Annotated in this window: 12 protein-coding genes; 9 read left to right on the forward strand and 3 right to left on the reverse strand. The window is 46.3% G+C overall.

Going from position 1 to position 14,742, the window contains the following annotated elements; all coding sequences use genetic code 11:
* Positions 1-12: 12 nt before the first annotated feature.
* Together ACDZ28_RS11820 and ACDZ28_RS11825 are read left to right on the forward strand one after the other, a co-directional pair.
* A complete protein-coding gene (locus ACDZ28_RS11820) occupies positions 13-630 on the forward strand; it encodes a DUF47 domain-containing protein (protein WP_042124056.1) in 618 nt (205 codons plus the stop codon).
* Positions 631-643: 13 nt separating this feature from the next.
* Positions 644-1,636: an inorganic phosphate transporter gene (locus ACDZ28_RS11825; RefSeq protein ID WP_042184776.1), complete on the forward strand. Its 993-nt coding sequence runs from the start codon at positions 644-646 to the stop codon at positions 1,634-1,636.
* A 520-nt stretch (positions 1,637-2,156) separates the two neighbouring features.
* On the opposite strand, the gene ACDZ28_RS11830 is transcribed toward ACDZ28_RS11825, so the two are convergent.
* Positions 2,157-3,338, reverse strand: coding sequence for an IS256 family transposase (locus ACDZ28_RS11830; RefSeq protein WP_375102427.1), 1,182 nt, complete (start codon positions 3,336-3,338; stop codon positions 2,157-2,159).
* 817 nt (positions 3,339-4,155) lie between these two features.
* On the opposite strand from ACDZ28_RS11830, the gene corA reads away from it, so the two are divergent.
* On the forward strand, positions 4,156-5,115 hold the full coding sequence (gene corA / locus ACDZ28_RS11835) for a magnesium/cobalt transporter CorA (RefSeq protein ID WP_076120157.1): 960 nt from the start codon (positions 4,156-4,158) through the stop codon (positions 5,113-5,115).
* 105 nt (positions 5,116-5,220) lie between these two features.
* Here the strand turns inward: corA and ACDZ28_RS11840 are convergent, their stop codons facing one another.
* Entirely contained in the window at positions 5,221-5,790 is a 570-nt protein-coding gene (locus ACDZ28_RS11840) for a hypothetical protein (RefSeq protein WP_076120156.1), read from the reverse strand.
* Positions 5,791-6,150: 360 nt separating this feature from the next.
* Here ACDZ28_RS11840 and ACDZ28_RS11845 point away from each other — a divergent pair, with 360 nt between their 5' ends.
* From ACDZ28_RS11845 to rlmD, 4 genes are all read left to right on the forward strand, one after another.
* On the forward strand, positions 6,151-6,441 hold the full coding sequence (locus ACDZ28_RS11845) for a YerC/YecD family TrpR-related protein (protein ID WP_019913624.1): 291 nt from the start codon (positions 6,151-6,153) through the stop codon (positions 6,439-6,441).
* A gap of 3 nt (positions 6,442-6,444) precedes the next feature.
* Complete coding sequence (locus ACDZ28_RS11850; protein WP_375104746.1) at positions 6,445-7,212, forward strand: sirohydrochlorin chelatase; 768 nt, start codon at positions 6,445-6,447, stop codon at positions 7,210-7,212.
* A gap of 232 nt (positions 7,213-7,444) precedes the next feature.
* Positions 7,445-8,335, forward strand: coding sequence for a diacylglycerol kinase (locus tag ACDZ28_RS11855; RefSeq protein WP_042124069.1), 891 nt, complete (start codon positions 7,445-7,447; stop codon positions 8,333-8,335).
* Positions 8,336-8,475: 140 nt separating this feature from the next.
* Positions 8,476-9,966: a 23S rRNA (uracil(1939)-C(5))-methyltransferase RlmD gene (rlmD, locus tag ACDZ28_RS11860; protein WP_375104747.1), complete on the forward strand. Its 1,491-nt coding sequence runs from the start codon at positions 8,476-8,478 to the stop codon at positions 9,964-9,966.
* Between the two features lie 230 nt (positions 9,967-10,196).
* Here rlmD and ACDZ28_RS11865 read toward each other — a convergent pair whose 3' ends face one another.
* Positions 10,197-11,987, reverse strand: coding sequence for a flavocytochrome c (locus ACDZ28_RS11865; protein WP_375104748.1), 1,791 nt, complete (start codon positions 11,985-11,987; stop codon positions 10,197-10,199).
* 224 nt (positions 11,988-12,211) lie between these two features.
* On the opposite strand from ACDZ28_RS11865, the gene ACDZ28_RS11870 reads away from it, so the two are divergent.
* Both ACDZ28_RS11870 and ACDZ28_RS11875 read left to right on the forward strand, forming a co-directional pair.
* The gene (locus ACDZ28_RS11870; protein ID WP_375104749.1) at positions 12,212-13,849 is read left to right on the forward strand and encodes a sensor histidine kinase; all 1,638 of its coding nucleotides are present in this window, start codon (positions 12,212-12,214) and stop codon (positions 13,847-13,849) included.
* Complete coding sequence (locus ACDZ28_RS11875; protein WP_375104750.1) at positions 13,818-14,606, forward strand: response regulator; 789 nt, start codon at positions 13,818-13,820, stop codon at positions 14,604-14,606. The genes ACDZ28_RS11870 and ACDZ28_RS11875 overlap by 32 nt, the downstream gene beginning before the upstream one ends.
* The last annotated feature ends 136 nt before the right edge of the window (positions 14,607-14,742 follow it).

Consider the following 14,742-nt stretch of genomic DNA (forward strand, 5'->3'; position numbering starts at 1 on the left):
GGGTTTAAAACAATGAAGTTGAGAAAAAAGGACATATTCTTTGAGACGCTGGAAAATATGGCGGATACCATTGTCCAAGCTGCAGATTATTTTGCTCAGAATATCACTGATCTCCGGAATAATGTCGATAGTTTCGCTGCAGAGATGAAGAAGTACGAATCCCAATGTGATACTTACACGCACACCGTAATTAAGGAATTGAACAAGACGTTCATTACGCCACTTGAGCGTGACGACATTATGGACTTGATTACAAGCATGGATGATGTCATTGATGGCTTGGAGGCATCTGCCTCACGTTTCTATATGTACAACCTTCTTGACCCGGATGAATACATTGTACAATTTGCCGAAATCCTTCGTCAGTGTGCTTATGAAATCCAAAAAGCGGTTCATTTGCTCTCCCAGAAGAAGCTGCTGGCTATTCGTGAATATACGATCCGTCTGAATGACCTTGAGAATCAAGGGGATGAAGTCCTTCGTATTTGTACCAAAGCTCTATTTGAAACCGTTAAGGACCCGATTGAGCTGATTAAGCGCAAGGAATTATATGAGCGACTCGAGACCACTACAGATAAATGTGAAGATGTAGCCAACATGTTGGAATCGATCATCATGCGCAACTCATAAGGGGTACTAGAATATGGAAACATCGATATGGATTCTTGGAATTGTTATATTTCTCGCGCTTGCGTTTGACTTTATTAATGGTTTCCATGATACGGCCAACGCGATTGCTACCTCTGTCTCTACACGTGCGTTAAAACCTCGAACAGCTATTATTATGGCGGCACTGATGAACTTTGTCGGAGCTTTGATGTTTACAGGTGTAGCTAAGAAAATTGGCGGAAGTATCACAGACCCCACGTTGCTGGAAAATGGTCTGGATATCATAATAGCCACGCTGATTGCTGCGATTATTTGGAATTTGATCACCTGGTGGCTCGGAATTCCGTCCTCCTCCTCTCATGCACTGATCGGCGCTTTGGCTGGTGCAGTATATGTAGGTGCAGGCTCGTCGCATATTAACTGGGGCGGATTTGTGGAAATTGTCGAGGGCTTGATCTTCTCGCCAATTATTGCATTTGTTATCGGTTATATCATCATGACAGTCCTGAAATGGATTTTTGCAAAGCGTAGTCCACATACGGTTAATAAGGGCTTCCGTTCCATGCAGGTTGTGACGGCGGCATTACAGTCGTTTACTCATGGTACGAATGATGCGCAGAAGGCGATGGGGATCATTACCTTTGCCCTCGTTACATCAGGACGCCAAGAGACTATGGATGTAATCCCTCTATGGGTTAAGGTTGCTGCGGCTACGGCTATGGCACTCGGTACCTCCATTGGTGGTTGGAAGATTATCAAGACCATGGGTACGAAGATTTTCAAAATCGAGCCGATCAACGGCTTCGCGGCTGATATTTCCGCGGCTTCCGTTATTTTCTCGGCAACACTGCTGCATTTGCCAGTCAGCTCGACACATGCGATCACTTCAGCCATCCTGGGTGTTGGCTCCGCAAAACGCTTCTCTGCCGTGAAATGGGGAGTAGCCGGACGTATTGTGGTCACTTGGTTTATCACGATTCCTATCAGTGCGGTATTAGCCGGTCTGATTTTCAAAATCATTTTTTAAATCCCTTTAATAAAAAGATGTCAGTTGGCCTTTGGCTGCGGACATCTTTTTTTGTTGTGTGGGGTGGTGGGAAGAAGGAAGGAAGGAAGGAAGGCTGGACAGATGGATAGATGGATGGAACGAAGGAATGAAGGCTGGCTGGACGGAAGGATGGAAAGAAAGAAAGAAAGAAAGGTAGACAGACAGACAGACAGGTAGACTCTCTAGCTCCAGCGTTCGACTTTTCCTCCTCCAAGAGGAGAAAGGTATTAATCTCGTAGAAGTATGGGAATTGGCGAAATAGCGCCGAATGAGCGGAAAGAGGTACATAAATGCACCATAATTGGCGGAATAGCGTCGAATGGGCGGAAAGAGGTACATAAATGCACCTTAATTGGTGAAATAGCGTTAAATGGGGGCAGCGTCAAGAAGTTTGTGTAAGAGAGTAGAAGGTAACTTCTCGGGTGTTCGTTAGTTAGTGCAGATGTTCCTTGGGGCGGGGGCCCCGCCCCAAGGGAAAAGGGAATTCGAGCTACTTGTTTTACTCTGCCTGCGGTGGATATCGTGCTTCAAACATCTCATTTAGTTTCTTCTTTACTTCTAGATCGCCGAAACCGCGAATGACCCGTTCGCTAAAGCGTTCGTTGTAGTCCATCACGTCGAGGTAAACAATTTTCTCTGCTGCATCCATATTCGTGAGGCTATTCATGGGTTTCAGACGCTTTCGGATTTCCTTGTTCATTCGTTCAATTGGATTGGACGTGTAGATGGCTTCCTTTATGAGCGCAGGATACTTGTAAAAGGTCAGCAGCGTTGGCAACTGTTCTTCCCAAGACCGCATTTCTTTCGGGTAGAGCTTGCCCCATTTGGCCTTCACCGTGTCAAACGCAGCCCGAGCCAGATCGTGGTCTGCAGCCGTGTAGATCGTCTTCAGATCTTCAATGACTTCCGTTTTGTGCTGAATCCGAATTTTCGGGAAGGTCGAACGCACTTTGTGGACGATACAATGCTGCACATCCGCCTTCGGATAAGTTTCACGGAACGCTGCATCGAGTCCCGGAAGCCCATCAAACACGCCCAGCAAGACTTCCTGGACACCACGGTCGTAGAGGTCTTTGAGCACCTCGCGCCAGCCGTTTGCGCTCTCCTGGCCGCCTACGTAAAAGCCAAGGATCTGGCGGTGACCGTCTTCGTCGATCCCCATGGCGAAATAAACGACTTCTCCGCTAACGGTGCTGCGCTTGAGTTTCACATATAGGCCATCCAGGTAGATAACGGAGTAGCGTTTGTTTAACGGGCGCTTCTGCCACTGATGAATGTCGTCAAGTACCGTAGCTGTAATGTTGCTAACGGTCGTGGGTGAATAGTGGCTGCCGAACATACTTTCAATGAACCGGGCCACATCTCGCGTTCCCATACCACTTTTGTACATCTGGATGACAGCCTCCTCTAGCCATCCATCTCGCCGCTGGTAGGGCTCGAACAACTGCGTTTGGAAGGCTCCTTGACGGTCCCTAGGAACGGCCAGATCCTCTACATTTCCGTATTTCGTGTGTAGATCCCGGGTGTAGTATCCGTTGCGGCTGTTGTGGTTCCCGGCTTCTTCACTGGTCATGAATTGCTGGATTTCCGCTTTCATAATGGACTCTAGATTATCTTTTACAAATTGGGTGACAAGATTTTCAAATAGATTATTTAACATGTTTTCGGGTAGAATAGTCATCGAGTAGGGTTCCTTTCTTAGTGGACTTCGACAATCCCGAGAATACCCTACTTTTTTGTTGCCTGACTAGGCTCCAAATCTTGGTACACAACTTACTTTACGCCATCTAAATGGGCAGAAAGAGGTACATAAATACACCTGAATTGGCGGAATAGCGTCGAATGAGCAGAAAGAGGTACATAAATGCACCATAATTGGCGAAATAGCGTCGAAGGAGCGGAAAGAGGTGTATAAATGCACCTGAATTGGCGAAATAGCGTCGAATGAGCAGAAAGAGGTGTATAAATGCACCATAATTGGCGAAATAGCGTTGGAGAAGCGGAAAGAGGTACATAAATGCACCATAATTGGCGAAATAGCGTTGGAGAAGCGGAAAGAGGTACATAAATGCACCATAATTGGCGAAATAGCGTCGAAGGAGCGGAAAGAGGTACATAAAATGCACCAGAATTGGCGAAATAGCGTCGAAAGAGCAGAAAGAGGTACATAAATGCACCTGAATTGGTGAAATAGCATCGAATGAGCGGAAAGAGGTACATAAATGTTCCAGTTTGCAGAGTCGAGCTTATCCAGATGAAAGTGAGTAAAAATGGGATAAGCTGCTTATGAGCGGATGTCTGGCGTAGCTTTTTATGCATCTGTCGAATCTAGTCGGAGGGTTAGAATTTAAAAAAACTAATTATTAAACAAATCAATCGCTATGATTTGATTAAGTTCGATGGCAATCCAACTTAATTTTGTTTTTCGATGTTTTTGGAAGACTCCTCGTCTTGCGGTACAATAGATGCGTGGAAGAAGATGAAGCGGAGGAACATTTATGATACGTACACTTGCGGTGACGCATACAGGTGAGGTGCTGACAGACATACCTCTGCAGGATATACGGCGAGAGGATTACGCATGGATATGGGCAGACTTTGCTACACCTACGGTGGAGGAGACGCTGCTGCTCGATCACTATTTTCATTTTCATCCGTTGGCGATAGAGGATTGTATGCATGTGTTGCAGCGGCCGAAGCTGGATCATTATGAGGAAGTGCAGTTTTTTGTGTTGCATGCGCTGAACGAAGAGACGCTGGATGCTGAAGAGATTGACCTTTTTTTGAGCGCAAATTACCTCGTATCCTATCATCATCAGGAAAAAACAGAGATGAATGAAGCCTGGGAGCAGGTGAAGCGTGAAATACATAGTCGTAAAGGCTGGTCGGGCGGACCGATGGCGGCTGCATATACAGTCATGGACAAACTGGTAGATAAGTATTTTCCATGCCTCTACAGTTTAGAGGACGAGCTTGCGGATCTGGAGAGCAATGGCGGCAGTGAGTCAGTGGAGGATTTAATGAGCCAAGTGTTTGGCTTGCGCGGAAGGCTGCTCAAAATGCGGCGGACGATTGTGCCGATGCGCGATTTGATGTACCGGATTGTGAATTCGCAGCATGTCCAGAGTAACGGCGAGGAACGGATTTATTTTGGCGATATCTACGATCACTTGTTAAAACTGTCCGATATGATTGAGGCTGATCGAGAAATGACCGCAGATTTACGTGATAGCTACATTTCCCTTAATTCTAACCGGATGAATTCGATCATGAAAACACTAACTGTAATCACCACCGTATTTATGCCGCTGACGCTGATTGCCGGAATCTATGGAATGAACTTTGTAGTGATGCCTGAACTTGAATGGAAGTATGGGTATTTTGGCGTTCTGCTGTTTATGCTGGTGGTGGGCGTTGGTATGTTCAGATGGTTCCGGCGAAGTGGATGGTTTAAGTAAAAATAAAAGAAACGATACAGCAAGTCTCTTCCCCTGAGAAATGCTGTTTGTCAGATTATAGTACCTATCCGGCAATGGCCGTAGGCACACCAGAAAACGTCACCGCTATTTGCGGCGACGTTTTCCAGTAGAGGGAGTTGAGCGCCGGCGTGTGGTTGTGGACGATTTGCGACGTTGAGATGTAGAGCGTCTTTTTTTGCGTCGACTCGGGCTGAACAGTGCGGCATCCTCTTCGGCTGCCAGGGCGCCTGCTGCTCCTTTTCCTTTGCCGAAGCTACCCATGAAGAGTTTAACCATTGGGGCCATCTGCTGGAAGCCGGACATCACCTTCTGTACTTTACCCATGGAGTTTACGATCCCGTCAATGCCGCCCATTCGGTCGATAATGCCTTTTATTTGGTCCATATTCCCACCAATTCCGCCACCGCCTCCTAAACCGCCTAAGCCGCTAAGCAATCCGGCAAGTCCGCCGCTAGCTTTCGTTGTGGCTTCGGCAGCAGGAAGCGCTAGCGCCGTTTCAGCGGCAGCTTCTGCTCCTAAAGCGGGAAGGATTCCGCTATCTGCTGGGAGGGATGAAGGCGCGTATGGACTGAGGCCGGGATAGGCAGAGGCATTATACGAATCGCTCAGCGAACGCTGATTCCGGCGGGAATGATTATAGTAATGATCAGGCATAATATCACATTCCTTTGTTAGTGGTTTGCTATACTGTATGTCATGGGCGAACATACGGTATAGACGAATGCCCGGGTTCTCGGGATAGGAGCGGAAAAGGGCGAATGCCTATAATCATCCTAAAGAAGTGAAAAAAGCGTGTACATGCTTGATTTTCGGCGCTTATGTAGTACTATAGGGTAGGTGCTATTTCTTATGTAGGAAGAAATGAAAATAGTTTAGTACATAATTAGTGTGCGCCAGGGGTGGACGTTTGTCCATCGATTTCACTCTTTACAGCGTGAAATCGTTAATGCTTGAAAAATGCGCTCCAGTGCAATATAGTAGAGCAAGAAAGACACATTAGGGGATGATAATCTTATGCAGCTGAAGAAGCTAAACGATAAAAGTATCGACCAATTATTTGAAGCTATTTTAACATTGAAAAATATGGAAGAATGTTACGTATTCTTTGATGATCTGTGCACTGTGAACGAGATTCAATCGCTGTCGCAGCGACTGGAAGTAGCGCGTATGCTTGGCAAAGGTTCGACTTACAACCAGATCGAAGCAGAGACGGGTGCAAGCACAGCTACGATTTCCCGTGTGAAACGTTGCCTGAACTACGGCAATGATGGATATAAATTAACATTGGAACGTTTGGGACGCTAATTTATGGTACCGGGCGTACTTATTATCAGTCATGGCTCTCGCGACGAGGCTTGGGTGTCGATCGTGGAGGAAGCCGTAAGTGGATTATCGCTAGGTGAAAAGATTCCTGTGGTGGTCTCTTTTTTAGAGCTGGTAGAGGGCCGTCTGATTCAAGATGGAATAAATGAGCTGGAACACGCAGGGATCACAGATATTATTGTGATCCCATTGTTCGTTTCCTCGGGAAGCACACATGTCGATGAGATAGAATATGCACTAGGCGCCAAACCTGAGCCTGAACGTGAGACGGATTTAGCACTGTTCTCAGTGAAGGCTAGAGTTCACTATGGTTATCCTATCGACGATGACCCGGACATCGCTGTAATGATCTGGGACAAGTTACGTGTGCTGTCTACGGAACCAGCGCGTGAAACAATTCTACTCGTGGGTCATGGCAGCATCTATGATGGCTTCCGGCAACGCTGGCAGCAGGGGATATCTTCGCTGGCGGAGCGTGTACGTGAGGTAAGTGGTGTAGCGGCGGCCGACTATGGTCTGCTGAGTCCGGACAGTGTACGAAGCAAAGTGGAGTATTGGCAGGAGCAGGGTCACGAGGTGCTGGTGGCACCGCTTTTTTTGAGTGAAGGCTATTTCACTAAGCATGTGGTTCCGAATAGACTTAAAGGGTTAACCTATAAGTATTCTGGTCAAACGCTTCTTCCGCACCCTCTTCTTCCGCATTGGATTGAGAGACAGGTAGAGACACTCCTCGAACAGATTCGAAGTAAATGATAAAGCAACTCACCCTGAACACACTTAATCATGAAAAATAGTGCCCACATCCGTGGATAATACGGGATATGTTGCATATACATATAAATATATTTTTTTGTCAGATGAAGTGTCATGAATTGCTGTATAATGGAATATTTGCATGAAAGGGCCTTTAACATTGATTGTAGTGGTCCGAATTAGGTATAATCAATTAGGTTATTCTATTATAAAAACAGGTGGCGTTCCGGTAATGAAAACTGCGAGATTGATTTATAATCCCACTTCTGGACGGGAAGAGATGAAGAAGCGGCTCGCCGATATTTTGGACCGGCTGGATATGGGTGGCATTGAGGCCTCCTGCCATGCAACAACCGGAGAAGGCGATGCTATGTTAGCTGCTGCAGATGCAGTAGAACGCGGTTATGATTTGATCATAGCAGCCGGTGGCGATGGCACTTTAAATGAGGTTATTAATGGTATGGCGGAGAAGCCTAATCTTCCCCCACTCGGCGTTTTGCCGCTCGGTACTACCAATGATTTTGCACGTGCAATGGGGATCCCAAAGAACTGGGAAGATTCCTGTGATCTGATCATTCGCCAAGAGACACGTCCGATTGATATCGGTAAGGCAAATGACCGTTATTTTATTAATATTGCAGGCGGCGGTAGTCTAACCGAACTGACCTATGAAGTTCCTAGTAAGCTGAAGACCATGATAGGGCAGCTTGCGTACTATTTAAAAGGTATTGAAAAAATGGTCAGCCTCTCTCCTCAGGAACTAATCATTCGTGCTAATGGTCAAGAAGTCATTCATGATGAGTTCATGCTGTTCCTGATTGCTAACACGAATTCTGTTGGTGGCTTTGAAAAGCTTGCTCCCGGCGCTCGTATCGATGATGGTCTGTTAGATGTTATTGCGGTTAAAAAATGCAACCTAGCGGAGTTTGTCCGTTTGGTCAGATTAGCCCTTCGCGGCGAGCATTTGAACGATAAGAAGGTTATATACTTCCGTACGGATGCGATGGATGTAATCTCTCCAGGGCATGTCCAATTGAATTTGGACGGCGAGCTAGGCGGAGAACTGCCAGGGCGATTCCGGATTTTGCCACAGCATTTGCGGATTTTTGCTGAAAATAACTAAGGGTCCATGGACAGATATTTTAGGTATATATAGCGATGATCTTTGATCGAAGACACTGTGAGATTACAGCGATGATAATGATCGAAGACATTTAATTGGGTTTATACAGCGATGATAATGAAAGAAGTGAACAATAAATAATGAGTAAACACCGCAGTGGACGCAGCACCAGCCGCCCAGTCGGCAAGGCGCCTGTCGCCGGACTGCCTGTGAATAAAAATGATGAGGTTATGCTCGATATCATCGGCATGACCCATGAAGGTGAAGGGGTAGGCCGCGTTGAAGGCTTTACCCTTTTTGTGCAGGGAGCCCTTCCCGGGGAGAAGGTCCGGGCAAAGGTGCTCAAGACTAAGAAGCAGTATGGCTACGCCAAGCTGCTGAATTTAATAGAGGCGAGCAGCGCCCGCATTGCGGCGCCTTGCGAGATCTATGACCAATGCGGCGGCTGCCAGCTGCAGCATATGGACTACACCGCGCAGCTGACGTGGAAACGGCAGCTGGTGGTGGACAACCTGGAGCGGATTGGGAAGCTCCGGGTGAGTGGTGGGGCTGCTGGCGGAGACGCTGAGGCGGCTCAGACAGAGGGCATTCTCGTCCGCCCAACACTGGGCATGGACGAGCCTTGGCGGTACCGCAACAAAGCTCAGGTGCCAATTGGCGTAACGGAAGGCGGACTTGTGGGTGGTTTCTACGCGCGCGGCAGTCACCGCATCATCGATATGGAAACATGCTTAATTCAGCATGAAGATAATGATGACGTTGTACGCAAGGTGAAAGATATCGGACGCAAGCTTCGCATTACTGCTTACGACGAAGAATCTGGCAAAGGCTTACTGCGTCATGTCGTAGTAAAGAAAGCCTTCCGTACTGGTGAGATGATGGTTGTCCTTGTTACTAACGGTGACCGTATTCCGAATGTTGACGAATGGATAGCAGAGATCCGCCGCGAAACCCCAGCCGTAACAAGCATCTGCCAGAACGTGAATACTAAGCAGACAAACGTAATCTTTGGAGATACAACCCGTACCCTTTGGGGGAACGATGTTATTTACGATTATATCGGCGATGTGAAATTCGCGATTTCTGCACGTTCTTTTTATCAGGTTAACCCGGCACAAACTGAGGTCCTCTATGGTAAGACGGTGGAATATGCAGGGCTAACGGGTAACGAGACTGTTATAGATGCTTATTGTGGGATCGGTACGATTTCATTGTTCCTTGCACAGCATGCTAAGCAGGTCTACGGTGTAGAAATCGTACGCGAAGCGATTGAGGATGCACGGGCGAACGCCACTTTGAATGGTATGGATAATGTAGTGTTTGAGGTAGGTGCATCTGAGGATGTAATCCCTAACTGGAAAGAGCAGGGGATTACGGCAGATGTTATCGTGGTTGATCCTCCGCGTAAGGGCTGCGATCCACGACTTTTGGAGACGATTCTGGCGATGAAGCCGGAACGAGTGGTGTATGTATCGTGTAATCCGTCGACACTGGCAAGGGACTTGCGGGTGCTCGAGGATGGCGGGTATAAGACAGTGGAGGTAACTCCGGTGGATATGTTCCCGCATACGGTGCATGTGGAATCGGTGGCTTTGTTGGTGAGAAACCCTTGTCAAGTAGACACTAAATAATTGGGCAATTTTAATTCCACTAACGGATAACGATAAAAGAGCCGCGAGTTAGACGAGCATAGCCCTTAGGCTCCACCATAAAAAATCGCCCTGTTCGCAAAGTTGCTTACAGGGCGGTTTGCTATGTCATAGAGTGCAGCTTGAAAGTTAGCAGTCAACCTGCACTCAACAAACTATCTTGCACGTTTTTAAGGCTAACTTATTAATAGAGCAGTTACACAAACATAAGATTACTCTGCCACAACTTGTTTGCCTGCAATCCGGCCGAAGGTGAAGATATCAGCGATGGCATTACCGCCAAGACGGTTTGCACCATGAATGACCCCTGTTACTTCACCTGCAGCGAACAGCCCAGGGATGACTTCGCCTTTTTCATTCAATACGCGAGTCTTCTCGTCGATCACCAATCCGCCCATTGTATGGTGAACGGATGGTACAGCTTTTTCGATGTAGTAAGGGCCTTTTTCAAGAGATTTCAATCCACCGCGATGTTTGAAATCAAGGTCTTTACCTGTTTTCGCATAATCATTTACTTTATTAATTGTTTCTTTCAAATTGTTCACGTCAATTTTGAAGAAATCAGCCGCCTCTTCAATCGTATCGGCTTTAAAGAGCAAGCCTTGTTTAACGAGTTGATCGTATTCGTCTTGATGAACTTCGATCGTTTTACCGATATCCTCAATGCCTTGATTCCATAATTGATACGTATATCCGCCCGTTTGGGCAAGAATTGCTTTAGAAATAACGTCACGACGTTCTAATTCCTCAACGAAGCGCTTGCCTTCTTGGTTAATCAGGATCGCACCATCGAAGCGGGAGTCTGCAACCAGGGAAATAACACCTGTCTCAGGATTACAGATTGGATACGTTTGAATACTCTCCATGTTTGTCAGTTTGGCGCCAATCGTTTCTGCCATAACGATACCGTCACCTGTAGATCCTGGTGTATCGGTAGACATATATTTTTCATCCATTTTAGGGTTATATTTTTTACGCATCTCTACATTGGATCCAAAACCACCGGTAGCGATGATGACGCCTTTGTTCGCATGGAATGTGATCTTGTCGCCAGTACCCGAAGTCGCAGTTACACCGGTTACTTTGCCGCTTTCGTCCTTGAGCAAGGTTTCAGCTTTCATATTCGTTTTGATCGTGATTCGGTCAGCGTCTGTTTTGGCTTTTAACTTGGTAATTAATTCAGCACCTGTATGACCTACAGGAATCAACGCACGTTTTCTGGAATGGCCTCCAAATTGGAACAGATGATCAGGTAAGAACTCTACCTTGATATCATCGCGCAGCCATTCGGCAGATGCTAGTGCATTGTCGGCAAGAATACGAACCATCTTAGGATCCCCGAGGTTGTCTCCGCCTTTCATCGTATCATCATAGAACAAGTCAGCCGTGTCATCAGTGATGCCAAGAGCACGTTCAACCCAGTTGTCAGGCGCATTCATCTCACCACCGGAGATCAATGTGTTGCCGCCAACAGCTGGCATTTTCTCGAGCAGAACTACATTAGCTCCAGCGCTGTTCGCTTCGATAGCCGCACTAAAACCAGCACCCCCGGCACCGATGACGACAACATCATAGGTTTGCTCGGCTTCTTCTTTATCTTTGCTTCCACTGACTGCAGCGCCAGCGACAAGAGTAAGTCCAGACTTCGTAATTGCATCTTGAATGGCTTCGAGATATCCTTTGCTTGTAGCCGTAGATCCGCTAATGGCATCAACTTTTGCACTGTTAGTTGTCATGACATCTTGCTTGAGCTGCGTATAAACAGGCTCTGCAAGTACTTCATTTTCCTTGTGCTCTGTTACCTTAATGTCAGTGATCTTGTTATCTAATAAGGAAACTTGTACTTTAATATCGCCATGTTTACCTTGCCCAACTCCTTCAAAGACTTGAACTCCGTTTGCATCTGCAGCCGGTGCTGCCTCTTTACCGCCGCAGGCAGCAAGCGTGAACATAAGACTGAGGACTAGTAGAATAGATAACAGCTTTTTCGTGTGAGTTCGCATAATATCTCCTTCATTCTGTTGTGAATTGGTTACATACACTAGGGAGAGGAAGATTTGCTAGGCAAATCCTTTATCTCTAGCCTAGACATGAATGTTATTTCATGTGAAAATATGCACAAGACCTATTATAGATTTAGTACAGCATTATGTATTTGCACAGATTAGCGTTTTTTTGTCTTTTTCGGGCATGTAAGAAACGGATATTGTGAAGGGCTATGATTACAATGAAAACAATTCACTTAAAAATTACGTTAATCGCAGGAAGCTGCTTCTTGCTGCTGTTCATTGCATTGCTTGTAACAATATATTTGGAGATGAACCATACGGTTGTCCCTTTGAATAAGAACTTAACGCAGCAAGTGGTTAATGCACGCAGCGACCAGATCGATTATTGGTTTAATCAGCGCATCGGTGAGATAGACATGCTTGCTTCTCTAGCTTCGGACCATCATTGGACACGAGATGAATTGCTGCAAGAGATCGATAAGTTCGAGGCGAAAAAGCAAGTAGAGTACGAATCCATACGCGTGGTGGATATTCACGGAAATTCCTGGTCAGCAAGGGACAAGCCTTTTTCGATACTAAATCGACCCTACTTTCGAAAACTACTGCTACATTCAGATTCCAATTATGTGGTGAGCAATCCGATCGTATCCAAAGCGAATGCAGCTGAAATCGTCGTCATTCTCTATCGTGTGAATCCATCGGTGAATGATGGGGTAGCTTATATTGCCGCAGCCGTCTCCGTCAAGAAGATGAAGGAGATTGCTCAAGATGTAATGCTATATGACCAGTCAGGCCAGCTTATCATCGATTGCAGAGAGCTGGGTGAAGGAGATGGAGCGGATGATGCAGCAGATAAGAAGAACATAAGTTTATTTGAAGCTCCAATTCAAAATGTGGAAGGCTGGAAGCTAGTACTCGAAGTACCGAATTCAAGTCTATCGCTAGCGGTGATCAAAACCCAGCGGACTGCATTGCTGGTAGGCGTTCTTATCGGTAGTGCGTTTATCGTCTTTCTGATGCTGCTTGCTTCTTCCATTATTCGTCCAATTCAGTCGCTTCGCCAGGTAATGGAAAATGTGCAGAACGGCAACCAAACCATACGAGCAGATGTTACGCGCTCGGATGAGATCGGCGATCTTGGGCGAAGCTTCAATGACATGCTTATTCAGTTATACGCTGTGGAGCAGGACCGAAAGGAGATGGAACTCAGACTGATTCATGAGCAGATCAAGCCGCACTTTTTATACAACACATTGGATACGATCCAGTGGATGGCAACGGAACATGGAGCAGACAATGTGGTGGAGATGGTGGAAGCGCTTAGCGCGTATTTCCGATTAGGGCTTGGTACAGGCAGTCCCTACATTCTGCTTGATCAGGAGTTGTACCATGTCGAGAGTTATCTTCATATTCAAGGCGTGCGATATGAGGAGATTCTGGACTACGAGCTTCGATATGATGAAAAGCTTGCTCAGTGCCAAGTCGTTCGCTTCATGCTGCAGCCGTTGGTGGAAAATGCGATTTATCACGGGATTAAGCCACTTGGGGATCAAAAGTGCAAAATTTCGATCACAGCATATAAACAGGTCGATTATTTGGTCATTAAGGTTAAAAATAATGGGGTTATGATTCCTGAAGAGAAGCTTGAACAGATGAATCAAGCCCTTCTTGATGATAAATATGATCGTTCTGCCACAGGCTTTGGACTATACAGTGTAAACCATCGCATTCGACTAGCTTACGGGGTGCCATATGGCCTTGCAGTGAAGAGCGAAGATGGCATTACCGTTATGGTCATTCGAATACCTTTGGAAGGGGAGCGGAATGAAGATGTGGAAGATTGTCATCGTCGATGATGAAACGATCATTCGCAAAGGCTTGCGACAATACATTGAGGAGAGTTCGTATCTTTTTGAAGTTGCAGGAGAAGCGAAAAGTGCAAACGAAGCATTGAATATGGTGGAGGAAGCCCCTCCACATGTATGTCTTGTGGACATCAACATGCCGAATATGAATGGGCTCGATCTGATAAATATATTGCGCGAACGCTGCCCGTCGGTTCTAGTTGTAATCATCAGCGGCTACGATAACTTTGAATATGCGCGTCAAGCCGTGCAACTGCAAGCATTCGATTATGTATTGAAACCTGTGCCGAAGAGTGATCTGAACAAGCTGCTTCATCGGATCGATGAGCACCTTCAGGCTAAATATCCTTTGCATTCACATGAAAGCAGGGTGGATAAGGAGCTGGGGCTTCCCGGGTATACGGGGGATGGAACAGTGCTTATCCAAAAAGTGACCGAGTATATTGACAGTCATTATCAGGATCCGGAGCTGTCTATTACTCGAGTAGCATCTCTATTTCATATCAACCCAACCTATCTTAGCAAGCGTATGAAGCAAGAAATCGGTGCTTCATTCCTTGACTATGTCACCGAGCTTCGGATATCGAAGGCGAAGGAGATTCTGGATGACGTAATGCCGAATATCAAAATCGGGGATCTGGCCGTGAAGGTAGGGTATAAGAGCCAGTACTATTTTAGTCGTGTGTTCAAAAATAGAGTCGGCTCAAGCCCCTTAGAGTATAAAAAGCATCCGTTCGGTTATGGATAGGGCATCAATTTAGTAGAACACAGCAATTAGGCGCCACCATATATAAACACGACGCAACCTCGAGGGGTTGCGTTTTTTTATTTGGCGGATTGCTTAGAGGATATTGATAAAAAATAGGTAGGACCTAAGGAGGTAA

Origin of the sequence: Paenibacillus sp. RS8, assembly GCF_041956825.1 — a bacterium.
Classification (GTDB): Bacteria; Bacillota; Bacilli; order Paenibacillales; family Paenibacillaceae; genus Paenibacillus_AQ.

Excerpts from the sequence above, each read along its gene's own strand:
- ACDZ28_RS11820 (WP_042124056.1), top strand. The coding sequence starts at position 13 with ATGAAGTTGAGAAAAAAGGACATATTCTTTGAGACGCTGGAAAATATG.
- ACDZ28_RS11825 (WP_042184776.1), top strand. The coding sequence starts at position 644 with ATGGAAACATCGATATGGATTCTTGGAATTGTTATATTTCTCGCGCTT.
- ACDZ28_RS11830 (WP_375102427.1), bottom strand. The coding sequence starts at position 3,338 with ATGACTATTCTACCCGAAAACATGTTAAATAATCTATTTGAAAATCTT.
- corA (WP_076120157.1), top strand. The coding sequence starts at position 4,156 with ATGATACGTACACTTGCGGTGACGCATACAGGTGAGGTGCTGACAGAC.
- ACDZ28_RS11840 (WP_076120156.1), bottom strand. The coding sequence starts at position 5,790 with ATGCCTGATCATTACTATAATCATTCCCGCCGGAATCAGCGTTCGCTG.
- ACDZ28_RS11845 (WP_019913624.1), top strand. The coding sequence starts at position 6,151 with ATGCAGCTGAAGAAGCTAAACGATAAAAGTATCGACCAATTATTTGAA.
- ACDZ28_RS11850 (WP_375104746.1), top strand. The coding sequence starts at position 6,445 with ATGGTACCGGGCGTACTTATTATCAGTCATGGCTCTCGCGACGAGGCT.
- ACDZ28_RS11855 (WP_042124069.1), top strand. The coding sequence starts at position 7,445 with ATGAAAACTGCGAGATTGATTTATAATCCCACTTCTGGACGGGAAGAG.
- rlmD (WP_375104747.1), top strand. The coding sequence starts at position 8,476 with ATGAGTAAACACCGCAGTGGACGCAGCACCAGCCGCCCAGTCGGCAAG.
- ACDZ28_RS11865 (WP_375104748.1), bottom strand. The coding sequence starts at position 11,987 with ATGCGAACTCACACGAAAAAGCTGTTATCTATTCTACTAGTCCTCAGT.
- ACDZ28_RS11870 (WP_375104749.1), top strand. The coding sequence starts at position 12,212 with ATGAAAACAATTCACTTAAAAATTACGTTAATCGCAGGAAGCTGCTTC.
- ACDZ28_RS11875 (WP_375104750.1), top strand. The coding sequence starts at position 13,818 with ATGAAGATGTGGAAGATTGTCATCGTCGATGATGAAACGATCATTCGC.